24 protein-coding genes are annotated in these 25,133 nt (G+C 72.4%); 12 read left to right on the top strand and 12 right to left on the bottom strand.

The genetic code is table 11. The features are described from left to right. Positions 1-38 precede the first annotated feature (38 nt). Genes AC1DPN_RS07955 through AC1DPN_RS07940 form a run of 4 tightly spaced genes read left to right on the top strand, consistent with a single transcriptional unit; the run spans position 39 to position 5,868 of the window. Positions 39-389, top strand: a complete 351-nt coding sequence (locus AC1DPN_RS07955; RefSeq protein WP_477084194.1) for a TraR/DksA family transcriptional regulator — start codon at positions 39-41, stop codon at positions 387-389. Between the two features lie 46 nt (positions 390-435). Beyond that, entirely contained in the window at positions 436-1,647 is a 1,212-nt protein-coding gene (locus AC1DPN_RS07950; protein ID WP_477084193.1) for an epoxide hydrolase family protein, read from the top strand. 40 nt (positions 1,648-1,687) lie between these two features. Then, the gene (locus AC1DPN_RS07945; protein ID WP_477084192.1) at positions 1,688-4,213 is read left to right on the top strand and encodes a helicase-associated domain-containing protein; all 2,526 of its coding nucleotides are present in this window, start codon (positions 1,688-1,690) and stop codon (positions 4,211-4,213) included. Continuing rightward, positions 4,210-5,868: a DNA repair helicase XPB gene (locus AC1DPN_RS07940; RefSeq protein ID WP_477084191.1), complete on the top strand. Its 1,659-nt coding sequence runs from the start codon at positions 4,210-4,212 to the stop codon at positions 5,866-5,868. Before AC1DPN_RS07945 ends, AC1DPN_RS07940 begins: the two co-directional genes overlap by 4 nt. A 63-nt stretch (positions 5,869-5,931) precedes the next feature. Here the strand turns inward: AC1DPN_RS07940 and AC1DPN_RS07935 are convergent, their stop codons facing one another. Then, positions 5,932-6,699, bottom strand: a complete 768-nt coding sequence (locus AC1DPN_RS07935; RefSeq protein ID WP_477084190.1) for a type 1 glutamine amidotransferase — start codon at positions 6,697-6,699, stop codon at positions 5,932-5,934. 180 nt (positions 6,700-6,879) lie between these two features. Between AC1DPN_RS07935 and AC1DPN_RS07930 the strand changes: the two genes are divergently transcribed. The 5 genes from AC1DPN_RS07930 (at position 6,880) to AC1DPN_RS07910 (ending at position 10,850) form a co-directional block, all read left to right on the top strand. Continuing rightward, on the top strand, positions 6,880-7,641 hold the full coding sequence (locus AC1DPN_RS07930) for a response regulator transcription factor (protein WP_477084189.1): 762 nt from the start codon (positions 6,880-6,882) through the stop codon (positions 7,639-7,641). Beyond that, entirely contained in the window at positions 7,638-9,287 is a 1,650-nt protein-coding gene (locus AC1DPN_RS07925) for a sensor histidine kinase (RefSeq protein WP_477084188.1), read from the top strand. The genes AC1DPN_RS07930 and AC1DPN_RS07925 overlap by 4 nt, the downstream gene beginning before the upstream one ends. Before the next feature lie 45 nt (positions 9,288-9,332). After that, positions 9,333-10,067 carry an HD domain-containing protein gene (locus tag AC1DPN_RS07920; protein ID WP_477084588.1) on the top strand — a complete coding sequence of 245 codons (735 nt, stop codon included), beginning with the start codon at positions 9,333-9,335 and terminating at the stop codon, positions 10,065-10,067. 161 nt (positions 10,068-10,228) lie between these two features. After that, complete coding sequence (locus tag AC1DPN_RS07915; RefSeq protein ID WP_477084187.1) at positions 10,229-10,519, top strand: WXG100 family type VII secretion target; 291 nt, start codon at positions 10,229-10,231, stop codon at positions 10,517-10,519. A gap of 55 nt (positions 10,520-10,574) precedes the next feature. Then, the gene (locus AC1DPN_RS07910) at positions 10,575-10,850 is read left to right on the top strand and encodes a DUF4031 domain-containing protein (protein WP_477084186.1); all 276 of its coding nucleotides are present in this window, start codon (positions 10,575-10,577) and stop codon (positions 10,848-10,850) included. Between the two features lie 49 nt (positions 10,851-10,899). Here the strand turns inward: AC1DPN_RS07910 and atzF are convergent, their stop codons facing one another. Together atzF and AC1DPN_RS07900 are read right to left on the bottom strand one after the other, a co-directional pair. Then, a complete protein-coding gene (gene atzF / locus AC1DPN_RS07905; protein ID WP_477084185.1) occupies positions 10,900-12,663 on the bottom strand; it encodes an allophanate hydrolase in 1,764 nt (587 codons plus the stop codon). Between the two features lie 174 nt (positions 12,664-12,837). After that, entirely contained in the window at positions 12,838-13,596 is a 759-nt protein-coding gene (locus AC1DPN_RS07900; RefSeq protein ID WP_477084184.1) for a GntR family transcriptional regulator, read from the bottom strand. Between the two features lie 238 nt (positions 13,597-13,834). On the opposite strand from AC1DPN_RS07900, the gene AC1DPN_RS07895 reads away from it, so the two are divergent. Continuing rightward, positions 13,835-15,061, top strand: a complete 1,227-nt coding sequence (locus tag AC1DPN_RS07895) for a pyridoxal phosphate-dependent aminotransferase (RefSeq protein WP_477084183.1) — start codon at positions 13,835-13,837, stop codon at positions 15,059-15,061. A 108-nt stretch (positions 15,062-15,169) separates the two neighbouring features. Here the strand turns inward: AC1DPN_RS07895 and groL are convergent, their stop codons facing one another. From groL to AC1DPN_RS07870, 5 genes are all read right to left on the bottom strand, one after another. Then, complete coding sequence (groL, locus tag AC1DPN_RS07890; RefSeq protein WP_477084182.1) at positions 15,170-16,798, bottom strand: chaperonin GroEL; 1,629 nt, start codon at positions 16,796-16,798, stop codon at positions 15,170-15,172. Between the two features lie 246 nt (positions 16,799-17,044). Further along, positions 17,045-18,529 (bottom strand): phytoene desaturase family protein, encoded by a 1,485-nt coding sequence (locus AC1DPN_RS07885; RefSeq protein ID WP_477084181.1) that lies wholly within the window; start codon positions 18,527-18,529, stop codon positions 17,045-17,047. Positions 18,530-18,602: 73 nt separating this feature from the next. Continuing rightward, positions 18,603-18,806: a cold-shock protein gene (locus tag AC1DPN_RS07880; RefSeq protein WP_477084180.1), complete on the bottom strand. Its 204-nt coding sequence runs from the start codon at positions 18,804-18,806 to the stop codon at positions 18,603-18,605. Between the two features lie 172 nt (positions 18,807-18,978). Next, positions 18,979-19,569: a LytR C-terminal domain-containing protein gene (locus AC1DPN_RS07875; protein WP_477084179.1), complete on the bottom strand. Its 591-nt coding sequence runs from the start codon at positions 19,567-19,569 to the stop codon at positions 18,979-18,981. 103 nt (positions 19,570-19,672) lie between these two features. Beyond that, on the bottom strand, positions 19,673-19,984 hold the full coding sequence (locus AC1DPN_RS07870) for a DUF3263 domain-containing protein (protein WP_477084178.1): 312 nt from the start codon (positions 19,982-19,984) through the stop codon (positions 19,673-19,675). 190 nt (positions 19,985-20,174) lie between these two features. Between AC1DPN_RS07870 and AC1DPN_RS07865 the strand changes: the two genes are divergently transcribed. Next, positions 20,175-20,852 (top strand): uracil-DNA glycosylase, encoded by a 678-nt coding sequence (locus tag AC1DPN_RS07865; RefSeq protein ID WP_477084177.1) that lies wholly within the window; start codon positions 20,175-20,177, stop codon positions 20,850-20,852. A gap of 52 nt (positions 20,853-20,904) precedes the next feature. Beyond that, positions 20,905-21,720 carry an SGNH/GDSL hydrolase family protein gene (locus AC1DPN_RS07860; RefSeq protein ID WP_477084176.1) on the top strand — a complete coding sequence of 272 codons (816 nt, stop codon included), beginning with the start codon at positions 20,905-20,907 and terminating at the stop codon, positions 21,718-21,720. 73 nt (positions 21,721-21,793) lie between these two features. On the opposite strand, the gene AC1DPN_RS07855 is transcribed toward AC1DPN_RS07860, so the two are convergent. From AC1DPN_RS07855 to AC1DPN_RS07840, 4 genes are all read right to left on the bottom strand, one after another. Beyond that, positions 21,794-22,645, bottom strand: a complete 852-nt coding sequence (locus AC1DPN_RS07855; protein WP_477084175.1) for a hypothetical protein — start codon at positions 22,643-22,645, stop codon at positions 21,794-21,796. Then, entirely contained in the window at positions 22,642-23,295 is a 654-nt protein-coding gene (locus AC1DPN_RS07850; protein WP_477084174.1) for a signal peptidase I, read from the bottom strand. The genes AC1DPN_RS07855 and AC1DPN_RS07850 overlap by 4 nt, the downstream gene beginning before the upstream one ends. 25 nt (positions 23,296-23,320) lie before the next feature. Continuing rightward, on the bottom strand, positions 23,321-23,743 hold the full coding sequence (locus tag AC1DPN_RS07845; protein ID WP_477084173.1) for a hypothetical protein: 423 nt from the start codon (positions 23,741-23,743) through the stop codon (positions 23,321-23,323). 212 nt (positions 23,744-23,955) lie between these two features. Further along, entirely contained in the window at positions 23,956-25,128 is a 1,173-nt protein-coding gene (locus AC1DPN_RS07840) for a sensor histidine kinase (RefSeq protein ID WP_477084172.1), read from the bottom strand. Positions 25,129-25,133: the final 5 nt, after the last annotated feature.

Genomic DNA, 25,133 nt, shown 5'->3' with positions numbered 1-25,133 from the left:
GGGGGAGCGGCACGCGACTCCTCGCGGGACCCTGGAGCGTGACGACGCCTGACCCCCGCACCCGCACGCGGCTCGACGCCCTCCGCGACGCCGCGCAGGAGCGGCTCGCCGCCCTCCAGGACCTGCACGGCGCGGTCGTCGACGCCTCGCGGGACAGCAACGCCGACGACGAGCACGACCCGGAGGGTGCCACGATCGCTTTCGAGCGCGCCCAGGTCGACGCGCTGACCAAGGACACCGTCGCGCGCCTCACCGCCGTCGACGCGGCGTTCGCGCGGCTGGACGCCGGCACGTACGGCGTCTGCGCGGTGTGCGGTCGGCCGATCCCGGACGCCCGGCTCGAGGCGCTCCCCACCGCGACGACCTGCGTGACGTGCGTGGCGTCGTAGCCGCCGCCCCCGGAACGGCTCGACGGCCGCGCGTAGCGTGACGTCCATGTCGGAGATGTCGGACGCGCCGCCACGCCCTGAGCCGTTCACGCTGCCGGCGGACGACGCCGCGGTCGAGGACCTGCGCCGACGCCTGCGCGCGACGCGCTGGCCGGACGAGCCCGAGGACGCCGGCTGGTCGGCCGGCACGGACGTGGCCTACCTGCGCGAGCTCGTCGCGTACTGGGCCGACGAGTTCGACTGGCCGGCGCAGCGGGCGGCCCTGGAACGACACCCTCACTTCCGTGTCCGGCTCGGCGGCGTCGGGATCCACTACGTCCACGTCCGAGGCGCTGCGCCGACCACGCCGGGCGGTCCGCCGCCCGTGCCGCTGATCCTCAGCCACGGCTGGCCCGACTCGTTCTGGCGCTACTCGAAGGTCATCCCGCTCCTCACCGACCCTGCCGCGCACGGCGGCGACCCGGCGGACGCGTTCGACGTCGTCGTCCCCGACATCCCGGGCTTCGGGTACTCCGGCCACCAGGTCCTCGACTCGATCGGCGTCGCCGGCCTGTGGGCGCAGCTCATGGACGTCCTCGGTTACCCGCGGTTCGGCGCGGCGGGCGGTGACATCGGCAGCCACGTGAGCCGCTACCTCGCGCTCGACCACCCCGACCGAGTCGTCGCAGTCCATCGCACGGACGGCGGGCTGGCCACGGTGGGCATCGACCCCGCCGAGCTCGAGCCCGAGGAGCGCGACTGGTTCCAGGAGGTCGCCGCCTGGGTGGCGACCGAGGGCGCCTACGCGGTGATGCACCGCACGAAGCCGCAGACAGCCGCGGTCGGTCTGACCGACTCGCCGGCCGGGCTCGCCGCGTGGATCGTCGAGAAGCTGCGCGCCTGGAGCGACTGCGGGGGCGACGTCGAGCGGAGCTTCACCAAGGACGAGATCCTCACCAACGTGACGATCTACTGGCTCACGGGAACCATCGGGTCGTCGATGCGCATGTACCGCGCGAACGCGGCCATCGCACCGGCCCAGCTCACGCGCCGGGTCGAGGTGCCGTCAGGCTTCTCCCTCTTCGCGGGCGACGTCGTCCGACCACCCCGACGATGGCTCGAGCGCACCACCCACGCGGTCCGCGTGACCGAACCACCCCGCGGCGGCCACTTCGCGCCGTTCGAGGAGCCCGAGCTGTACGCGGAGGAGCTGCGGGAGTTCTTCCGGCCCTTCAGGCGGACGTGGCAATCGTTACCGCCCGGTAGCCAGATCGGCTGAACCGACCTGTCCTCGTCCCCACCCACGTATCGTTGTCCGGATGTCCTCCTTCACCGGCTACCTGCGCGCGCGCACCGACGACGAGCTCGTCGCCCTCCTGCGCAGCCGGCCGGACCTGGCCTCCCCGTCGCCCGCCACCCTCTCGTCGCTCGCCGTGCGTGCGACCAGCCGGTCGAGTCTCGAACGAGCGCTCGCCGCAACCGACGCGAGCGTCCTCCAGGTGCTCGAGGCCGTGACCGCCCTGAGCGACGGCGGCACCGTGCGCGCGGCTGACCTTCCGGCTGCGGTCGGTGCGATCGACGCCGCGCAGGTCGCGGTCGTCGAGCGTGCCCTGCGCCTCGCGCTGGTCGCCACCCTGGTCTATCCGAGCGACGGCGACGACGACTCCACCGGGACCGCGCCGACGGCATCGGCATCGGCTGACGCTCCCTTGCTCCCGTCCCCGGGGCTCGCCGAGATCCTCGGCCCGTACCCGGCCGGCCTCGCGTCCGCGGACGCAGGGAACCGGCGCGCAGCCGTCGCGCCGATGGAGCAGCCGACCGCCGACGAGATCCCCGGCCTCCTGGAGGCCGCCCCGACCGGTGCCCGACCGGTACTCGACGCCCTCCTGTGGGGCCCACCGATCGGGCTGGCCCCCTCGAACAACACCGCCGCCGCGGCCGCGGTCGACTGGCTCCTGCGCCGACGCCTGCTCGCGCCCGGTGACGCCAGGCACGTCGTCCTCCCGCGTTCCGTCGCACTCACGCTCCGAGGCGGCCGCACGCACGTCTCGCCGGCGGTGCCCCCACTCGTGCCGAGCAGCGCGCCGCACCGTCCGACCGCGCTCGTCGCCGCCGAGTCCGCGTCGGCGGGTGAGCGCGCGGTCCTGCTCGTCGCCCGCCTCGTGCGGCTCTGGGAGCAGAACCCGCCGAGCGTCCTGCGCGGCGGAGGCCTCGGCGTGCGCGAGCTGCGTCGAGCCGCCCAGCTGCTCGAGGTCGACGAGACGGAGGTCGCCTTCGTCATCGAGCTCGCCGGCGCGGCGGGCTTCCTCGCGGACGACGGCGAGGACGCGCCGTCGTTCGCGCCGACCGTCGCGGTCGACGAGTGGTCGGCGCGCGACCTCCCGGACCGTTGGGCGACCCTGGCGCGCACGTGGACGTCGATGCTTCGCACCCCCTGGCTCGTCGGCGGTCGCGACGAGCGTGGCGGGGTCCGCGCGGCGCTCGACCCCGAGCTCCAGCGCACGTGGGCGCCGCGGCTGCGCAGGTCCGTGCTCGACGCGCTCGCCGAGACCGCTCCGGGGACCGCGCTGGACGCACCGAGCGTGCACGCGATCCTGCGCTGGCGCACCCCGCGCTCGGTGCCGCCGGTCGCCGCGGTCTCGGCGGTCCTGCTCGAGGCGGGTCGGCTCGGCATCATCGGCGCCGGCGCGTTGTCCGACGCGGGACGAGCGCTGCTCGCCGAGTCGGCGCCCGTCGTCGGTCCCGCGACCGAGGACGCTGGTGCGCCCGACCCGGCGGAAGCGCTCGCGGCCGCGCTGCCGCCCGCGGTCGACGAGATCCTGCTGCAGGGCGACCTCACAGGTGTCGTGCCCGGCCGCCCGAGCCCCGAGCTGGAGGACCTGCTCGACCGGAGCACGCACGTGGAGTCGCGCGGCGGTGCCCTCACGGTCCGGTTCACGCCCGAGTCGGTCCGACGAGCACTCGACGCGGGTGCGACGGCCGACGGGCTGCTGACCGAGCTCGCCGCGCACTCGCGCGGTCCGGTCCCCCAGCCGCTGGAGTACCTGGTCCGGGACGCCGCTCGTCGGCACGGTCGCCTGCGCACGGGTTCGGCGTCGAGCTACCTGCGCGCCGACGACCCCTCGCTCCTGGCCGGGCTGGCCGAGGACAACCGGCTGTCGTCGCTGGGCCTCGTGCGCCTCGCACCGACCGTCCTGGCGTCCCAGGCGCCCGTGCGCGAGCTGGTCGACGCACTCCGGGCGCACGGCCTGGCTCCCGTCGTCGAGAGCCCGGACGGCCAGGTGCTGCACGTCGTCGCCGCCGTCCGTCGGGTCGGTCGTCGAGGTGCCGTGGCTGCGCGTCGTCGCGAGTCTCCCCCCGCGCGCGAGCAGGTCTCCGACGAGCGCCTGCTGGCCCTGGTCCCGCAGCTCCGGCGCGCGGAGGAGGAGCGGCGCGTGGACGCCTCCGAGCGGCTGCCCGCGGGCCTGCTCCCGAGCGGGCGGCTCGTCGCGCCCGACGACGTCCGCGAGGCGCCGGACGACGGGTCGCTCACGGCTTCCGAGGCTGCCGGTGCGGCCGAGCTCGCCGGCGTCGCCACGGCGCCCGACTCCCCCGCGGGAACAGCCGATCCCGTCGACGCGTTGGTGCTCCTGCGCGAGGCAGCCGCCGCGAAGGTCGCGGTCTGGGTCGAGCTCGTCGGATCGCACGGCGTGCCCGACCGTCGTCTCCTGCGGCCCCTGCGCGTCGAGGGCGGGCGGCTGCGGGCCATCGACCCTGCCCGCGAGTCCGAGCTCACCGTCGCGGTGCACCGCATCGCGTCGGTGACTCCCGAGACGCCGCAACCCGCAATCGAGGAGACCACGTGACCGACGGCCCGCTGATCGTCCAGAGCGACAAGACGCTGCTGCTCGAGGTCGACCACGACCAGGCCGAGGCATGTCGCCGTGCGATCGCGCCGTTCGCCGAGCTCGAGCGTGCACCGGAGCACGTCCACACCTACCGGCTGACGCCGCTGGGCCTGTGGAACGCGCGCGCCGCGGGTCACGACGCCGAGCAGGTGGTCGACGTCCTGCTCGAGTACTCGCGCTACCCGGTCCCGCACGCGCTGCTCGTCGACGTCGCCGACATCATGTCCCGCTACGGCCGCCTGCAGCTGATCCAGGACCCGGTGCACGGCCTCGTCCTGCACGCGCTCGACCCGGCGGTCCTGGTCGAGGTCGTCCGTTCCAAGCGCACGGCGGGGCTGCTCGGCGCCCGCATCGACTCGACCGACGTCCTCGTCCACCCCTCGGAGCGCGGGCATCTCAAGCAGGTGCTGCTCAAGCTCGGGTGGCCGGCCGAGGACCTGGCGGGCTACGTCGACGGCGAGGCCCACCAGATCGACCTGCTCGAGGACGGCTGGCACCTGCGGCCGTACCAGAAGCAGGCCGTCGACGGCTTCTTCCACGGTGGCTCGGGCGTCGTCGTCCTACCCTGCGGCGCGGGCAAGACCCTGGTCGGCGCGGGCGCGATGGCCCGTTCGTCGACGACGACCCTGATCCTGGTGACCAACACGGTCAGCGCCCGGCAGTGGCGCGACGAGCTGATCAAGCGGACGTCCCTGACCGAGGACGAGATCGGCGAGTACTCGGGCGCCCGCAAGGAGGTCCGCCCGGTCACCATCGCGACCTACCAGGTCCTCACGACGAAGCGGAAGGGCGTCTACACGCACCTCGAGCTGCTCGACGCCCGGGACTGGGGCCTCGTGGTCTACGACGAGGTCCACCTGCTCCCGGCCCCGATCTTCCGCATGACGGCCGACCTGCAGGCCCGCCGTCGACTCGGGCTGACGGCCACGCTCGTCCGCGAGGACGGCCGCGAGGACGAGGTGTTCAGCCTCATCGGACCCAAGCGGTTCGACGCCCCGTGGAAGGACATCGAGGCGCAGGGCTACATCGCCCCGGCCGACTGCGTGGAGGTGCGCCTGACGCTTCCCGACGCCGACCGCATGGCCTACGCGACCGCTGAGCCGGAGGAGAAGTACCGCCTCGCCGCGACCGCCAAGGGCAAGAACAAGATCGTCGAGCAGCTCGTCGCCAAGCACGAGGGTGAGCCGACCCTGATCATCGGCCAGTACCTCGACCAGCTGCACCTGCTGTCCGAGCACCTGGACGCCGACCTGATCACCGGCGAGACCCGCGTCAGCGAGCGGCAGCGGCTGTTCGACGCGTTCCGGTCGGGCGAGATCACCAAGCTCGTGGTGAGCAAGGTCGCCAACTTCTCGATCGACCTGCCCGAAGCGGCCGTCGCCATCCAGGTGTCGGGGTCGTTCGGCTCCCGCCAGGAGGAGGCGCAGCGGCTCGGCCGGATCATGCGCCCCAAGGCCGACGGCCGTACCGCCCACTTCTACACGGTGGTTGCGCGAGACACGGTCGACCAGGACTTCGCGGCGCACCGCCAGCGCTTCCTGGCCGAGCAGGGCTACGCCTACTCGATCGTCGACGCGGAGGACCTGGGTCTCGACCCGGCCGACCTCGACTGAGCCCGACGTGCGAAGACCCCCGGAGCGGCTGCGCGCAGCTCCGGGGGTCTTCGTCGTCAGGGATCAGACGCCAGCGGGCTCCTGCGCCACGGCGCGGACGTGCGCGGCGAACGACTCGGCCAGCGTCCGGCCGACCGCCGTCACGTCGTCGGCGTGCGCCGCGTAGGACGCCAGCACGGCCTCGGTGTCGACGTCCTCGTACCCGTCGGCCCACGCGCGGAGCGTCTCGACGCTCGCCTCGGGGTGGAACTGCACGCCCCACGCCGACCCGATCCGGAACGCCTGGTACGGGTACATCGGCGACGAGGCGAGCCACACGGCGCCGCGCGGCAGGTCGACGACCGCGTCCGCGTGCATGCTCGGCTGCAGCGTGTTGTTCCGCTCGTCGGCCAGGGCCAGGACCGGACCGACGACCGCGTCGCCGACGGCCTCGGGACGCCAGCGCACGGCCGCGAGACCGGCCTCGCGTCCGGGGGGTGCCGCGACCTGGACGCGTCCGCCGCGGGCGACCGCGAGGAGCTGGGCTCCGAGGCAGATCCCGAACGTCGGGACGCCGGTCGTGCTCGCGTCGGCCAGCAGGGCGCGGACCTCGGGCAGCCAGGGGGCGACGGCGTCGGAGTGCGCCGACATGTGGCCGCCGAGCACCACGAGGCCGTCACCGACCTCGTCGGCCAGAGGCACGGACTCACCGGCGAAGGCCGCGACGATGCGCAGCTCGATGTCGCCGTCGGCGCCGGCGAGCCAGCCGGCGAAGCGGTCGAGGTGGACGTCCGGAGAGCTCTGGATCACCGTGACGACCGGGCGGGGGGCTCCGATGGAGGGGTATGTCACGCGGAGACGGTACCTCCCCAGTGGCGTGAACATGCAAGGCGGTGCGCCCCTCGCGTCCGCTTCGTGGACGATCGTCCATATCCGTCCCCGTGGCGCTCGGCGCAGCGGGCTCCGGCACCCGTGTCTCGACATTCGGCCTACATCCAGCGAACTCCCAGCGTCGCGCGCCAGACTCGACCTATGCGTGCTGACTCCACCCCCCACTCCGCGGCACGGTCGGGGGCCCAGGCGACGCCCGAGGCGCGCCTGCTCGTCGTCGACGACGAGCCGAACATCCGCGAGCTGCTGGCGACCTCTCTGCGGTTCGCCGGCTTCGAGGTGTTCGCGGCCGCCGACGGAGGCTCCGCGCTGCGCCTGGCCCGCGAGGTCGAACCCGACCTCGTCGTGCTCGACGTGATGCTCCCCGACATGGACGGGTTCACCGTGACCCGCCGCCTGCGCGAGAAGGGCCAGCACGTCCCGGTGCTGTTCCTCACCGCACGCGACGACACCGTCGACAAGGTGCAGGGCCTGACGGTCGGCGGCGACGACTACGTGACCAAGCCGTTCAGCCTGGAGGAGGTCGTCGCGCGGATCCGCGCCGTGCTCCGGCGGACCCGTCCGGGCCTCGACGACGACACGTCGGTGCTGCGCTACGCGGACCTGGAGCTCGACGAGGACTCGCACGAGGTGTTCCGGTCGGGCCACCCGATCGACCTGTCGCCCACCGAGTTCAAGCTCCTGCGGTACCTGATGCTGAACCCCGGACGGGTTCTGTCGAAGTCGCAGATTCTCGACCACGTCTGGCAGTACGACTGGGGCGGCGACGCGAACATCGTCGAGTCCTACATCTCCTACCTGCGGCGCAAGGTCGACCAGCTCGACGGCCCCGACGGCACCCGCCTGCCCCCGCTGATCCACACCAAGCGGGGCGTCGGGTACCTGCTGCGTGAGTCGTCGTGACGGCTGACGTCATGGTCGAGCAGCCCGCCGAGAGCGCGTCCGAAGCTGCGGCCCCGCCTCGTGCGCGCCGCTTCGGCGGGCTGCGGGACCGGTGGGCGGCCACGACCCTGGTCTCGCGACTCGTCGGCATCCTCACGGTCCTGCTCGCGGTCGGCCTCGTCCTCGCGGGCGCCACGAGCGCGGCGTTGCTCGAGGGGACGCTCGTCGGGCAGGTCGACAACAAGCTCCGCAGCGGTGGCGAGGCCCTGGCCCAGAGCACCGTCGCGTCCCTGAGCCGCGGGTTCGGGAGCGAGATGGCCCCCACCGACTACTACGTCCGCGTCCAGCTCGACGACGTCGAGAACCTGAACGGCGAGAACATCTCGCGGTCCGTGGTCTCGGAGTACGGCATCCCGAAGGTCCCCGACCTGACCGGTGAGCAGGCCGAGGCCGACCCCGGCGAGCCGTACACCGTCAGCTCGACGCAGCCGGGCTCGCCCTGGCGCGTCGTCGCGTACCCGGTGTACACCGCGGACGGCACCGTCGCCGGGTCGGTGGTCGTCGCGCTCCCGCTCGGCGACATCGAGAGCACGGTCCGGCACATGAGCCTGGTCCTCCTGCTCTCCGGGCTCGGGATCGTCCTGCTCGGAGCGGTCGCCGGCGCCTGGGCCGTCCGCCGGTCGCTGCGGCCGCTGCGCGAGATCGAGACCACCGCGGCCGCCATCGCCGCGGGCGACCTCTCCCAGCGCGTGCCCGCGGCGTCCGAGCACACCGAGGTCGGCCGACTGAGCGCCGCGCTGAACGGCATGCTCACCCAGATCGAGCGCGCCTTCGCCGTCCAGACGGCGTCCGAGGCCCGCATGCGCCGTTTCGTCGCGGACGCCTCGCACGAGCTGCGCACCCCGTTGGCCACCATCCGCGGGTACGGCGAGCTGTACCGGATGGGCGCACTGACGACGACCGACCAGGTCGACGACACCATGGTGCGGATCGAGTCGTCGGCCACCCGCATGGGCGCGCTCGTCGAGGACCTGCTCGCGCTCGCCCGCATGGACGACGGACGCCCGATGCGGCTCGGGCCCGTCGACCTGACCGTGCTGGCCGCCGACGCCGTGAGCGACCTGCACGCCCTCGACCCGTCGCGGCCCGTCCGGCTCGAACCGCTGCGCGCCGGCGAGCCCGGAGGTGTCTGCGAGGTGCTGGGCGAGGAGTCGCGGCTGCGTCAGGTGCTCGCCAACCTCGTCGGCAACGCCGTGACCCACACCCCGGCCGGCACCGCGGTGGAGATCGCCGTGGGCGTGTCCGGGCGGTCGGGCGTCATCGAGGTGCGCGACCACGGGCCCGGCATCGACCCCGAGCACGCCGCGCGCGTGTTCGAGCGGTTCTACCGGGTCGACGCCTCGCGCGGCCGGGACTCCGGCGGCGCGGGCCTGGGCATGGCGATCGTCGCGGCCATCGTCGACGCCCACCACGGCAGCGTCAGCCTGGAGCAGACGGTGGGCGGAGGGACGACGGTGCGGGTCACGCTCCCGGTCCCCGACCCGGACGGGAGCGACCCGCAACCGCCCGACGCCACGGCCGTCCGCCCGCTCCTGGGGTCCTCCGTGCAGCCCTCCGCGCAGGCCTCCGTGCAGGACACGGCTTCGGGCCGCGACGCTCAGGTCTGAGGGCTACCATGGCGGGTTCCTACCGTCGGCGTGAGGCTGGACTTCATGGGCGTCCATGACGCACCGCAGTGGCTGTTGTCCGCGTATGTACGCAGTGTCGTCGGAGTCGGCGCGACTGCGTCGACCGAGCAGATCCGGGACGCTGGACAGGCGCTCGTGGAGCGCTGGGGCTCCCCCGGCCGCTCGTTCCACAACCTGAAGCACCTGGTCGACGTGCTGGTGCGCGTCGACGAGCTGGTCGAGGAGACCCACGAGCCCGACCTCGTCCGGCTCGCCGCCTGGTACCACGGCGCGATCTTCGACTCGGCCGACCGGAAGGCCTACGCCAACCGCGGCGGCGAGGACGAGATCGCGTCGGCCAGCCTGGCGCGGACCGAGCTGCTGGCGCTGGGCGTCTCGGAGGCCCGCGCGCAACGTGTCCACGACCTCGTGGTCGCTCTCGTCCGGCACGCGCCCAACCCGACCGACTTCGACTGCGCGGTGCTCTGCGACGCCGACCTCGCGATGCTCGCCGCGGAGCCGCAGAAGTACAAGTCCTACCTGCAGGACGTCCGCGCCGAGTACGCGCACCTGCCGATCGAGGACTACCTGCGCGCCCGGGTCCGCATCCTGCACAAGCTGCTCGCCCGGCCGTCGTTGTTCGTCAGCCCGCTCGGTGCCGCGTGGGAGGAACCCGCGCGGCAGAACCTGTCCGGCGAGCTGCAGCGGCTGGAGAAGGAGCTCAAGACCCTCGAGGCCGCGGCCAGCACCGAGTCGGCCCAGTCCGCCGACGCCGTCTGACGCACGGCGAGCGCGGGCGAGGCGTCCCCAGCCCTGCTGCGCCCGACCGGCCGCTCCGGCCCCGTCCGGGCACCGTTCGCGTCCGTAGCGTCGTCGCCAGTCGACCGCACTGCGGCGCCCGCCCGGGCGTGGCGGACGGTCGCCCGACGGCGGAGGTTCCCATGACCCGGTTCGAGGTCGACAGCACCCAGGTGTCCCAGGCGGCGGCAGGAGTGCAGGCCCGCGCCGCGACGATCCGCTCGGAGGTCGCGGCCATGCACCGCCAGCTCACCGAGCTGCAGGGGTCGTGGCGAGGCGGGGCCGCGACGGCGTTCGCCGGGGTGCTCGCCGACTGGTCCACCACCGAGGCTCGGCTTGAGGCGTCCCTGGACCAGATCGTGGCGGCCATGCACACCGCTGCCCGCGCCTACGCGGACGCCGAGACCCAGGCGTCGCGCCTGTTCACCACCTGAGGCGGAGGGCGCGGCGCCGGAGCAGGTACGCCGGGGTCGCGCCTACTCTCGGGCCATGACCGTGCTCGTCGACCCACCGATGTGGCCCAACCACGGCATGCTCTGGGGCCATCTGGTGAGCGACTCGTCGCTGGCGGAGCTCCATGCGTTCGCCGCCCGGGCGGGCATCCCGGAACGCGGCTTCGACCTCGACCACTACGACGTGCCCGACCAGCGGATCGACGAGCTGGTGGCCCTGGGCGCAGAGCTCGTCAGCGCGAAAGAGCTCATTCGACGGCTCCGCTCCTCGGGCCTGCGGGTGCCCGCCCGCGACCGCCGACAGCACGGCTGACGCCTGCGCGGATCGCGTCACACGGGCACGGTCGCGATGACCGGCCGTCTCACAGACCCGAGGCGAGCGCGGCGACCCAGCCGCCGGAGGCGGTGATGTCCGTCCCCGCGGCGCCGGCCTCGACCGTGCACCCGAAGCCCACCACGCGGGTGCCGTCGGACAGCTCCACCTGGCCGAGGCTCATGGGTTCGGGCAGCTCGGCAAGGAACCTGCCGAGCGCGCCTGCCGACATCCGCCAGACCTCCCCGGCGATCGGCGCGCCCGCGCCGGGGCCGACCCGCAGCAGGCCCGGCTTCTTCGGGCGCGTCGTCAGGGCGACGAGCCGGTACGCGTCGGACGTGCGGACCGACCGCTCGAACCTCGCACCCAGCGCCTCGAGCTGCCCGTTCAGCGGCTGCCCGCGCAGGTGGGCGCCCACGACGAGGACCTCGACGCCCCCGTCGACCAGCAGGGCGCCGGCCGTCCCCAGCAGTCGTGCTGCCAGGTCTACCGCGAGCTGGTCGTCGAACGCGCGGGCCAGGACCGTCACGCCGAACGGTCCCCCGTCGGCCTCGCCGGCGGGAATCGCGACCGCTGCCAGGTCGAGCAGGTTGACGAAGTTCGTGTACGTGCCCAGACGGCGGTTGATCGTCAGCGGATCGGCCTGGACCGCGGCGATGGTCGGGTGCTCGGTCGTCGTGGGCAGCAGGAGCAGGTCGCAGTCCTCGAGCACGGCCATCGCCTCGACGCGAGCGGCCGCCAGCTGCGCACGGTCGGCGACGTAGGCGTCGGCGGTGATGTCTCGGCCGGCCGCGATGATCGTCGCGACGGTCGGGTCGGCGTCGACCGCACCCTCGAGGAAGGAGCCGATGGCCTCGTACCGCTCGGCGACGATCGCACCGTCGTAGAGCAGCCGAGCGGCGGCGAGCATCCCCGAGATGTCGACCGTGCGGGTCTGCGCACCGGTCGCTCGGACGGCGTCGACCGCACGCTCGAACGCCGCCCGCCAGCTCGGTGACAGCGGCGCCAGGTCCTCGTCGCGCGGCACCGCGACCAGGGGCGCGGCCCCCAGGCCGAGCCGCACGTCCACGGGCCACGCGCGACGTGCCGGGTCGAGAGGGTCGACGCCCGTCATCAGGCGGGTCGCCAGCACACCGAGCTCGAGGTCCCGCGTGAAGGTCGTGACGACGTCGTAGCTGCGACATGCCGGAACGACGCCGACCGTGGGCACCAGCCCGAGCGACGTCTTGATGCCGACCAGCCCGCCGAACGCTGCAGGCACCCTCCCGGACCCGGCGGTGTCGGTACCGATGCCGATGTCGGCGATGCCCAGCGCCACGGCAACCGCCGAGCCAGAGCTCGAGCCACCGGAGATCCGGTCGGGGAGCGTGGCGTGCCGGACCACACCGAACGGGCTGCGGACACCGACGAGCCCGGTCGCGAACTGGTCGAGGTTGGTCTTGCCGAGCACGACCGCGCCCGCGTCGACGAGCGCCTGGACGGCGGGCGCGCTCGCCTTCGCCGGACCGGGGCGCCCTCGAGGGTCGGTCGCGAACGACGGGCACGCGGCCGTCGTCGGCAGCCCACGGACGTCGACGTTGTCCTTCACGGCGAGCGTGAGCCCCGCGAGCGGCAGCTCCGCACCGGCCGCGACCCGCGCATCCACCGCCCGGGCGACAGCAAGCACCTCGTCGACGGGCAGCAGCTCGATCCACACCTCGGGCCGCTCCACCTCGGCGATCCGCGCATAGGCGGAGCGGACGCGTGCCTCAGCGGGCCCCGCTGCCAGGTCAGGTTCGGCCACGAGCGAGGTGTCGAGCACGGTGTCCCCCACGATCGGCCTGAGCCGAGCAACCGCTCGACACCGATGTGTATACACCTCGGTATCCACACGCTAGGCAGACTGTGTTTCCCAGTCGCCGCCGTCGGGTAAACGACGCGTTACGCGGCTGCGGTGAGTGTCAGCCCGCAGCAACGTCGCCGACGAGCGGCGCGCACCGGCCGGCGTTCAGCCGGCCAGGGCCATGCGCGTCATCGCCTTGGTGGCACGGTCCATGACCACCTCGAGCGACTCGCCGACGTGCTTGTGCAGGGCCGCGAGCGCCTCGGGCAGCTCACGGGCGAGAACCAGGCGCAGGATCTCCGTGTGCTCGTCGATGGTCGCGATGATGCGGTCCTCCTCGACGAAGTCGTGCATGCGCACCGCGCGGATCTTCTGGTTCACCGTGACGAGCGCTCCGGTCAGCTGCGTGTTCCCCGAGGACCTCGACAGGACCTGGTGGAACCCCTCGTCGAGGATCACGAAGCTGGGGTCGGGGTCCGGCGGCGCGTCCCGCATCGGCACCCACGTCGCCAGCTCGTCGCTCAGGAGCGCCTTGTCGTGCACGACCTCGGGGTTCTCGATGGCGCGCGCGATGCCGCGCAGCTCGAGCGTGATGCGCAGCTCGTAGAGGTTGCGCAGGTCCTCCAGCGAGGGCACGACGACCGCGTAGCCGAAGTCCGTCCGCTCGACGAGCCCGTCGGACAGCAACCGCGACAGCGCCTCGCGCACCGGCGTCCGAGACACCCCGAACGTCTTGCCCAGCTTCGGCTCGGTGAGGCGCTCACGCGGGGAGACCCGGCCGTTGAGGATGTCGTCGCGCAGCTGGTGGTAGACGACCTCGCGAAGCGACCGGTCCCCCGAGGCGGGGCTGTCGTCCGCGCTGGTCGACGGACTCGGCAGCGCCGAGGGCACGTCGTTGGTGCTCGTCGGCCCGCCCGTGCTCATGGTCACTGAGCGTAGCCCTCCAGCCGGGCCTCGCCGTGCGCTGTGTCCCGCGCGGTATACATCGCTGTGCCCATAGGGGACGAACCTAGGCACACGGTGTTTCCACTACCGCCTGCACCCGTAAACGGTCTGTTTCGCCGGGCCCCGTGCGGGCCCGTACCCGATCCGACGCGCGCCTCGGCGCCCGTCCGACGACACGGGCACGCAGGTCAGCGCAGGCTCGGTCTACGCTCGACAGATGCCTCACCTGCGCAAGCTGGACCAGTCCTCGAAGCTGCGGAACGTGCTCTACGAGATCCGCGGGTCGGCCCTGGACGAGGCCGCGCGGCTCGAGGCCGAGGGCTACACGGTCCTCAAGCTCCACACCGGGAACCCGGCGGCGTTCGGGTTCGAGGCACCGCACCAGATCGTCCGCGACGTCATCGCGGCGATCCCCCACGCCCACGGCTACACCGACTCCCGCGGCATCCTGAGCGCCCGCCGGGCCGTCGTGACCCGGTACGAGACCGAGCCCGGCTTCCCGCTCATCGACGTCGACGACGTCTACCTCGGCAACGGCGTCTCCGAGCTCATCACGATGGTGATGCAGGCGCTGCTCGACGAGGGCGACGAGGTGCTCATCCCCTCGCCGGACTACCCCCTGTGGACCGCGATGACCTCGCTGTCCGACGGCGTGCCGGTGCACTACCGCTGCAACGAGGACAACCGCTGGGAACCCGACCTCGAGCACCTGGAGTCGCTGGTCACGCCGCGCACCAAGGCGATCGTCGTCATCAACCCGAACAACCCGACCGGCGCCGTGTACTCGCGCGAGGTGCTCGAGGGCATCGCGCGGATCGCGCGCGAGCACTCGCTGCTCGTGCTGTCCGACGAGATCTACGACCGCATCCTGTTCGACGGCGCCCGCCACATCCCGATGGCGAGCGTGGCACCCGACCTGTTGTGCCTGACGTTCAACGGGTTGTCCAAGACGTACCGCGTCGCGGGCTACCGGTCGGGCTGGATGGTCGTGACCGGACCGCGCGACCACGCCAAGGGGTTCCTGGAGGGCATCACGCTGCTCGCCTCGACGCGCTTGTGCCCCAACGTCCCCGCGCAGCACGCTGTGCAGGCGGCCCTCGGTGGCGTGCAGAGCATCGACGCGCTCATCGCGCCGGGCGGGCGGCTGCACGAGCAGCGCGACGTCGCCTACAAGGGGCTGACGTCGATCCCTGGCATCACCTGCGTCCGCCCCGACGGGGCCTTGTACCTCTTCCCGCGCCTCGATCCGGAGGTGCACGAGATCCACGACGACTCGAAGCTCGTCTACGACCTGCTGGTGAGCGAGCACATCCTGCTGGTGCAGGGCACGGGCTTCAACTGGCCGACGCCCGACCACCTGCGCATCGTCACGCTCCCCGAGGCGCGGGTGCTGGCCGAGGCCGTCGAGCGCATGGGCAACTTCCTGGCCAGCTACCGGCAGTAGGCCGGGCCTCACGCTCGGCGCTCCGACGACGGGCCGCACGTACAGAACGGGCCGGCCACCCGAAGGTGACCGGCCCGCTCTGGTGTAGATCAGAGGTACTTCAGCGGATCAGAAACCGCCGCCGAAGTCGTCCCCGCCGCCACCACCGGCCGGCGCGGCGTTGCGCTCCGGCTTGTCGGCCACGACGGCCTCGGTGGTGAGGAAGAGCGCGGCGATCGAGGCCGCGTTCTGCAGGGCGGAGCGCGTGACCTTCACCGGGTCGTTGACGCCCGCGGCCAGCAGGTCCTCGTAGGTGTTGGTCGCGGCGTTGAGGCCGTGACCCACCGGGAGGTTGCGGACCTTCTCCACGACGACGCCACCCTCGAGACCGGCGTTGATCGCGATCTGCTTGAGCGGAGCCTCGATGGCGAGCTTCACGATCTGGGCACCGGTCGCCTCGTCGCCCTCGAGCTTGAGGCCCTCGAACGCCGTCTTGCCGGCCTGGATCAGCGCAACGCCACCACCGGCGACGATGCCCTCCTCGACGGCAGCCTTCGCGTTGCGAACGGCGTCCTCGATGCGGTGCTTGCGCTCCTTGAGCTCGACCTCGGTGGCCGCGCCCGCCTTGATGACGGCGACGCCGCCGGCGAGCTTGGCGAGGCGCTCCTGGAGCTTCTCACGGTCGTAATCCGAGTCCGAGTTCTCGATCTCGGCACGGATCTGCGTGACGCGGCCCGTGATCTGGGCAGCGTCGCCGCCACCCTCGACGACCGTGGTCTCGTCCTTGGTCACGACGATCTTGCGCGCCGTGCCGAGGACCTCGAGGCCCACCGTGTCGAGCTTGAGACCGACGGTCTCCGAGACGACCTGACCACCCGTGAGGATGGCGATGTCCTGGAGGATCGCCTTGCGGCGGTCGCCGAAGCCGGGGGCCTTGACGGCGACCGACTTGAACGTGCCACGGATCTTGTTGACGACGAGCGTGGCCAGGGCCTCGCCCTCGACGTCCTCGGCGACGATGAACAGCGGCTTGCCGGACTGGATGACCTTCTCCAGGAGCGGCAGCAGGTCCTTGACGTTCGAGATCTTGCCCTCGACGAGCAGGACGTAGCCATCCTCGAGGACGGCCTCCTGACGCTCGGGGTCGGTCACGAAGTACGCCGACAGGAAGCCCTTGTCGAAGCGCATGCCCTCGGTGAGCTCGAGCTCGAGGCCCAGCGCGCTGGACTCCTCGACGGTGATGACGCCTTCCTTGCCGACCTTGTCGAGCGCCTCGGCGATCAGGTCGCCGATCGCCTGGTCGCCGGCGGAGATGGCGGCCGTGGCGGCAATCTCTTCCTTGGTCTCGACGTCCTTCGCCTGCGCGAGCAGGGCGACCGTGACGGCCTCGACGGCCTTCTCGATGCCCTTCTTCAGCGCGATCGGGTTGGCGCCGGCCGCGACGTTGCGCAGGCCCTCGCGCACGAGCGCCTGGGCCAGGACGGTGGCGGTGGTGGTGCCGTCGCCAGCGACGTCGTCCGTCTTCTTGGCGACCTCCTTGACGAGCTCGGCACCGATCTTCTCGAAGGGGTCCTCGAGGTCGATCTCCTTGGCGATGGAGACGCCGTCGTTGGTGATCGTGGGGGCGCCCCACTTCTTGTCCAGGACGACGTTGCGGCCCTTCGGGCCGAGGGTGACCTTGACGGTGTCGGCGAGGATGTTGAGTCCCCGCTCGATGCCGCGGCGGGCCTCCTCGTTGAAGGCAATGATCTTGGCCATGGGGCTGTGATCCTTCACTGGGTTCGGTTCGGCCGTAGGTGCCCGCGACGGACGAGCACGCCGTGCGCGGTCTTGTCCCGCGCTCGACGGCCCTCACCGGACGGCCGTGGTGATTCTGTCACTCTCCACCGGAGAGTGCTAACTCCAATGGTTAGCACTCGACCCCCGAGAGTGCAAGCAGCGTTCGCCCAGAGCGGTGCCTCTGATCCCGTGCTCGCACGCCCCTGGCGGCCGCTGCCGCAGTGCTCAGCCGCCCGGCGCGAGCGAGACGTCCGAGCGAATGCCGAACCCGTCGCGCAGCGCCCGTCTCGCCGCGTACCAGCCCGACAGTCCGTGCACTCCAGGGCCGGGCGGGGTCGACGACGAGCAGAGCCAGGCTCCCGCAGCCCCGGGTGACGGTGCCAGCAGGGCATAGGGGTCCCACGCCGGCCGGGGCCGGGCGAACATCCGGTACACCGATACGGCGCCACCGGAGATGTCCCCGCCGACGAGGTTGGCGTCGTGGTCGGCGAGCCGGGCAGCCGGGACGCAGCGCGAGGCGACGACCAGGTCACGGAAATCGGGCGCGAACCGCTCGACCTGGGCGATCACGTCTGCCGTGACGTCGCGGGTCGAGCCGGCCGGCACGTGTGCGTACGCCCAGAACGGACGCAGCCCCGCCGAGCTGACCCGGGTGCCGTCGACGACGGCCGGGTCGCTCACCAGGACCGTCGGCCGCTCGGCGTGCCTGCCGGACGCGACCGCGCCCTCCGCTGCTGCCACCTGCAGGCGGCTCCCGCCGAGGTGAACGGTGCCCGCGAGCGCGACCTCCGGATGCGTCCACGGCACCGGCCCGGACAGGACGAGGTCGACCTTGGCGGCCGCGCCGCGGCTGCGCGGGAAGGCCACCAGCCCGCGCGTCACACGGTCCGGGATCCGCCCCTCGAGCACCCGGACCGCGGTGCGCGGTGACGTGTCGAACAGGTAGGCGCGGGCGGGTGGCAGGTCCGCGGCCCGTCCCACGAGAACCCCGGTTGCCACCGATCCGCCGTGGGCCTCCAGATCGGCGAGAAGAGCCGCGACGACGGCCCCGCTGCCCCCGCGCGGGATCGGCCAGCCACCGGCGTGCGCCAAGGGTGCGAGCAGCAGCGCGGTGCCGGCAGCACTCAACGACGGCAGTCGGGTGATCGCGTGCGCCCCGACGCCCGTGAGCAGCGCTGCCGCCTCCTCGTCGCGAAACCGCGCGCCCCAGGCAGCCGTCCCCTGCTCGAGCAGCCGCGCCGCGAAGGCGACGGCCGTGCCCAGCTGCCGAGGGACGCGCCGATGGTCACCGAGCACGGCGGCGACGAGTCCGTCCGGGTCGCCGACGAGCGGCCCGAGCAGCGCCCGCCATGCCGGTCCGTCGACGCCGAGCCCGTCAGCCGTCCGGTCGAGCGACCGATACGCGAGCGCGGCACGACCGCCGTCGAGCGGGTGGGCGTAGGCGACCTCGGGCTGCAGCAGCTCGACGCCTCGGGCCGGCAGGTCGAACGCGCGCAGGAAGGGCGACGCGACAGCCATCGGGTGCACGGCGGAGCAGATGTCGTGCACGACACCGTCGGCCAGCCCGAGGTCCGCGGTGCGCGCGCCGCCGCCGGCCTCGTCCTGCGCCTCGAGCACCTGCACCGACAGACCTGCTCGCGCGAGGGTGACGGCCGCGGCGAGCCCGTTGGGCCCCGACCCGACGACGACCGCGTCGAGCACGCTCACCACGCCGTCAGGCAGCGGACGCGACGACGGGCCGTCCACCTGCAGGTGGACGGCCCGTCAGCGAGCTGGTGCGCGATCAGAGCCCTCGGACCTGCTCGGCCTGAGGTCCCTTGGTGCCCTGTCCGACCTCGAACTCGACGTCCTGGCCCTCCTCGAGGGAGCGGTAGCCGTCGGACTGGATCGCGCTGAAGTGCACGAAGAGGTCCTGACCTCCGCTCGCCGGAGTGATGAACCCGTAGCCCTTCTCCGCGTTGAACCACTTCACCGTGCCCTGAGCCATCTGTACTCCTCGATGCTGCTCGATGCCCCGCGCGGGGACGGACGCTCCGCCGGCGTCCGGTTCGGGTGAGCCTAGTGGGGACGACGAGGCCGCCACCAGGGTCGACGGACGTCCGCGCAGGGGCAGGTCCGGGCCCGGGTCGGGCGTCGCCGAGGCTGCGAGCGGACGCGCGTCAGGCGGAGGGGTCGCTGGTCAGGACCACGGTGATGCCCGCGCCTGCGTCCGTCGCCGAGAGCGTGACGGTCGTGAGGCCGAGCGTCGACGCCACGAGCTGGGCGGTCGTCACGAGGTCCTCGCTGGCGTAGTAGACGGTCGAGTCCGGCGGGGCGGTACCGCTGAAGTTGCCGCTCGTCACCGCGGTGAACCCGGCAGCTGTGAGCTTGTCCGCCTGCTCCCCCGCGAGGCCTGAGATCTGGGCACCGTTGAGCACCTCGATCGCTGCCGCCATGTTGGCCGGCGGCGGCGCGGGGGCCTCCTCGGCAGGCGTCTCGCTCGCACCGTCGGTGGCACCGTCGGCCGGCGCCGTCGCCGCGTCCGACGTCTCCGGGTCCGCTGCCTGCGAGCTCCCGGTCGTCGGGGTCTCGCCCGGCCCCGAGACGAAGATCACGAGGCCGTAGGCGATGAGCGGCGCGATGACCAGCACCGCCAGGAACGGCCACCAGCGACTCCACGCCGAGCGCGGGGCCCTGTGCACACCACGGGCGGCGTCGGGATTGGGGACGTCGAACTCGTCCTCGGGATAGTGGGTCTCGGCCTTGCTCACGCCGGACAGGCTAACGGCTCGAACCATGCGCTGGGCGCCAAGCGGGGCGCGCCGTGCCCAGGCTCTCCTCGCGACGGCGAGTCAGGCCCACGCAAGCCGAGGGTCAGGCGTCGCCGAGGCGGCGGGCCGACGTACGAGCGCGCTGGCGCGAGGAGCGCATGCGACGCAGCCGCTTGATGAGCATCGGGTCGTGCTCGAGGGCGGCCTGGTCGTCGATCAGGGCGTTGAGGACCTGGTAGTAGCGGGTCGCCGACATGTCGAACAGCTCGCGGATGGCCTGCTCCTTGGCGCCCGCGTACTTCCACCACTGCCGCTCGAAGGCGAGGACCTGCTCGTCACGCTCCGAGAGCCGGCCCGGTGCGCCCGCGCCGTGGACGGACGGGTACGAGTCGACCGAGATCGTCGCGGCGTCCATGCGTCCTCCTGTGGAACGGGGGTGCGTGCTCATCGTCGGCGGGACCGACCTCGTCATCGTAGGACGTAATGACACCCGTGTCATTCCTGCCCGCGCGTCCGGCGACGACACGCGGGAACCTGACCCGGACGCCGGTCGGACCCTGCTGATGCACATCGGCGCACCGTGCAGCGGTCGTATTCTCGCCGTCGTGACCGCCGCGCCCCTGGACCAGCTCGTCGCACCCGACTGGGCCGTGGCGCTCGCGCCCGTCGAGCCGCAGATCCGCGCGGCGGGGCAGTTCCTGCGGGACGAGGTCGCTGCCGGGCACGGCTACCTCCCGGCCGGTGACGACGTGCTGCGGGCCTTCCGTCGACCGCTGGCGCAGGTGCGCGTGCTCGTCGTCGGCCAGGACCCGTACCCGACACCCGGCCATGCGATGGGGCTGTCGTTCTCGGTGCAACCGGACGTGCGCCCGCTGCCCAGGTCGCTGAGCAACATCTTCGCGGAGCTCGTCGCCGACGTCGGCGTCGCCCCACCCGTGAACGGGGACCTCAGCCCGTGGGCGGACCAGGGCGTGATGCTCCTGAACAGGGTGCTGACCGTGCGGCCGGGCGCTCCGGCGTCACACCGGCGCAAGGGCTGGGAGCAGGTGACGGACCAGGCGATCTCGGCTCTCGTCGAGCGCGGCGGGCCGCTCGTCGCCCTGCTGTGGGGTCGGGACGCGCAGGCGCTCAAGCCCGCCCTGGGCTCCGTCCCGACCGTCGAGAGCGTCCACCCGAGCCCGTTGTCGGCCAGCCGGGGCTTCTTCGGTTCTCGCCCGTTCTCGCGAGTGAACGCCCTGCTCGTGGCCCAGGGCGCCGAGCCGGTGGACTGGTCGCTGACCTGACCGGAGCGCGATCGGTTGCCCGGGATACCGGGTCGCGGGGCAGACTGTCGTCGTGAACGAGCACTCCCGCACGCAGCCCCCCACGCCGCCCTGGTCCCGGTACGTCGCCATCGGCGACTCGTTCACGGAAGGTCTCTGGGACGCACCGGACGGCATGGAGGCTCCCCAGCGCGGGTGGGCGGACCTGCTCGCCTCGCACCTGTCCGAGCGTCGCAAGGCGGCCGGCGAGCCCACGCTCCAGTACGCGAACCTGGCGATCCGCGGCAAGAAGCTGCGTTCGATCCTCGTCGACCAGGTGCCCGTGGCCCTGTCCATGCAGCCCGACCTGGTGAGCATGATCGGCGGCGGGAACGACATCCTGCGACCGTCCACCGACATCGACCGCCTGGCACGCAACCTCGAGGCACGCGTGGTCCGGCTGCGCGAGGCCGGGATCGACGTGCTGCTCGGCACGGGGTACGACGCGTCCGGCAGCCCGCTGGTGAACGCCACCCGGAGCCGCGTCGGCATCTACAACTCGCTGATCTGGTCGATGGCGCGTCGGCACGGCGCGTACGTGCTCGACGCCTGGGGCATGCGCTCGCTGGGCGACTGGCGCATGTGGGCGGAGGACCGCATCCACCTCACGAGCGAGGGGCACGCCCGGGTCGCGCAAGCGGCACTCGTCGGACTCGGGCTCGAGCCCGACGACCCGGCCTGGGACGACCCGCTGACGCCCCTCCCGCCGATCCCCCGTCTGGTCCGCGCCCGCCAGGACGCCCAGTGGGTCCGCGTGCACGTCTACCCGTGGGCTACGCGGCGGCTCCGTGGGCAGTCGAGTGGCGACCTGCGCGTGCCGAAGCGCCCCCAGCTCAGCCCCTTGGACTGAGGTCGGCAAGGACCGGCGACCTGCGCGTGCCGAAGCGCCCCCAGCTCAGCCCCTTGGACTGAGGTCGGCGAGGTCACGGGCATACGTAGAGGTTGTCACCCGTGTCTGCGGTGGCGTGGCCGTTGAGGAACACGTCGACCGTCTTGTTGCCGCCGACGAGCGCGGTTCCGGGACCGGCCTGACCGGTGAGCACGAGAGTCGGCAGCTGCGCGCAGGTCCACCCGGCCCCGAGCTGCGACGCGTTGTTGTTGCGCATCGACCGCGCCACGAACGGGAGCGACGAGCTCGCCAGGTTGATCGTGATCTGCCACTGGACGTTCGCCGTCGTCGACGGGCTCGACACGGTGAAGTAGGCGTTGTAGTCCGAGTAGGGGGTGCCCCACTTGTCCAGGCGGGACAGCGTCGCGCTGCAGGTCAGGGACGGGTTGTTGAGCGCGATGCAGGTGACCAGCGGAGCGGTGCTCGGGTTGCTGTAGGTCCACGTGCCGGGGATCGGCCAGCCGCCCACGGTGACGTAGACCTTCTGCGACGAGGTCGGCGTGAAGGTCGCCGTCGACGTCAGGGTCATCGTCGTCGCGTTGATCGACCCGGTGACCTCGAACTTCTTGGCCGCGGACCACGTGGTGAGGGTGGGGTCGTACACCGCGACCACGACCGCCTTGCCGCCGCACCCGGAGCTGTCGAGGTTGGTGACCGTCACGGAGGTGGCGGTCCCCGACGTGGCAGGCGTGGTGACCGCCACCGCCTGCGAGGTGCACCGGCTCGGGGTCTGCCCCCGCGGGGCACTGCCTGCGGTGAGCGTCAGCGCGGACGCGCTGGAGACGGTCATTCCGGCGAAGGCCAGCGCGAGTGCCGTGAGAAGTGCGACCACGGCGCCGCGATGGCGGCGCGTGAGCGACCGGCGCACCGGCGTGCGCGCGTTCACGGGAGCGAGCCCGTGCGCTCGGGCTGCACCCGTTCGGGACCCGCGAAGAGGTCGTCGAGAGTCAGCTCGGACGAGGTCGGCCCGTCGGCACCCTCGTCGGCAGGCTCCACCGCGTTCTCGGCCTCTGCCTCGGTCCCGTCGGCTCCGTCGTCGTCCTCGTCGCGCGGCCACAGGAAGAGAGCGAACGCGACGAGCAGGATCGAGGCCCAGACGATCGGCGACGACAGCACGGTCGTGACGAGCCCGATGCGCGGCAGGTGGAACTGGGCGATGCCGACGACCGCGTCGTCGGTCGGCGTGAACGGGTCACGCCAGTCGTTGTTGTCTCCCTGCACCTGCCAGCCGTCGGTCCCGTTGCCGCCGACGAGCCGGTGGATCACGTGACCGTCCATGCCCTCGGGCTGGTAGACGACGACGTCGCCGAGCTTCGGCTCCCCGCAGCGCGCGACCACGAGGTCCCCGGTGCTGTAGGTGGGGTCCATCGAGTGACCCGAGACGACGATCAACGACGTGCAGCCGCCGAGGTTGGTCGGCCACAGGAGGACCGCGGCAACGACGGCGAAGGACCAGAACAGGACCGCGACGACAGCGCGCCGCACCCGACGCCCGGTGGGGGCGTCGGGTGCGGCGTGCAGGGCCGTCTCGCTCACGACGTCAGGTCCGTCTGGGGATCGATCAGTTGTAGATCGTGACCGCGACGCGCGTGATGGCGTCGGCCGTCTGGCCGGCGCCCAGGGTGAGCGTCAGGGGAACCGAGGGGGACGTCGCGGGGACCGTGCCCGTGAAGGCCGTGCCGAGCAGCACGTTGCCCGCACCCAGCAGCGCGACCTTGTAGGTCGAGCCGGCGCAGGTGGCGTCGATCTTGTCCAGCGTCACGGCGTTCGAGGTGTAGGCGCCGCTGACGAGGGTCGGGGCGGCGAACGACACCGCGATCGAGCTGGTCTGGCACCCGGCGACGTCCTTGACGCCAGCCTGGAGCTGCGGGGTGCCCGTCAGGTTCAGCGCGGACGCGGAGGCGAGCGAGAGGCCCGCGACGCCGAGGATGGCCAGGCCGATGGCGAGGCCCTTGCGGGACTTCTTGGACTTGATGGAAGCCATGAGTGATCTCCTGAGTCGAGGAAAGCGGCCGGGCGTCGGCGCTTCACCGATACCCCGTTCACAGACGACCGTTGGACGGTTGTCTGGGAACGTAGATCTCTTCGGCAACTTCACTCGTTCGGCCCTAGGTGGCAGCACCCGGGACGCCAGGCCAGCCGTTCTTTTCACCCCGGGCGATTCGGGTGAATACGACAAGTCAGGCTCAGGAATTGCTAAAGAGTGCCGTTTCCGAGCGGCAACCATGCGTCCAGGCGGGCGCCTCTATCGGTTCCGGGTCCCAATTCCAGGCGTCCTCCGACCAGGGACAACCTCGTGTCGAGCCGGGCCGTACCCGACGCGGCGCCCGCGGAAGCAGGGTCGTACAGCTCGCCGTCGTTCTCGATGCCCACGTGCAGGACGCCGTCGTCCGCGTCGACGACGACGCGAACCGACGCAGCCGGTCCGTGCTTGAGCGAGTTGGTGATCCCCTCCTCGACCACCCGGACCACGAGCAGCCGCTCGCTGACCGAGAGCGTGCCGGCCGCCGGGTCGTCGAGCGCCCGGATGGCGTCGCTGACCACGAGCTGGGTCGCGATGCTCGCGGGGATCCTGCCGAGCAGCGCACGCAACGCCGGCACCAGTCCCAGCTCGAGGCGGTCCGGGTAGAGCAGCCGGCTCATCTCGCGGACGTCGGTCTCGCGCGCCTCGTCGAGCTCCGCACGGATCCACTCGACCGTGCTGCGACTCTCCTCGTCCAGCGCGTCCTCGTCGTGGCGTCCGAGCAGCGACGCCAGGCGCGCGTCGACGAGCACCAGCTTCGACTGGAGCGTCCCGTGCAACCCCTCGGCGACGGCGCGGCGTACCCGGATCTCCTCTTGTTCGAGCGCCCGGACCGCGACCTCGACGTGCACGGCGTCGCGCGCGCCTGCCAGGATCCTGGTGCGCATCGCGCGGCGGGACACCATGGCCCACATGCCGATCAGGCCCGAGATCGTGCCCATGAGAAACCCGCTGAAGAGCTCCGCGTCGCGGACGGACTGGTTGGGTGCGTCGTAGATGCCCAGCAGGATCTGGGCACCGAAGCGGGCCGCAGCAGCGACGACCGCCGCGAGGACGACGGCGCCGGCCATCCACGCGAACGTGCGGGCACGGTAGGCCTGGGTCGCCGCGAGCGTGCCGACGAGTACGGCCACTCCCACGACGTTCGCCCCGATCCGGGACCACACGGGTGCGATGGTCCAGCTGGTGACGTAGACGGAGTAGACGTAGGTGGCCTGCAGTGCTGCACCGATGCCGTAGCCGAGTGCGATCCCTGCGGTGCCGCGCAGGAGGGTGGTGCGGTCCCGGTGGAGCCCGTCCCGACGAGCCGCGATCGTGGCCGCCGAGTCCGGGGACGCCGTCGTCATCGCTC

The sequence above is a fragment of the Cellulomonas sp. P4_H4 genome, from assembly GCF_056400865.1.
This window is presented reverse-complemented; position numbering and strand designations above follow the sequence as displayed.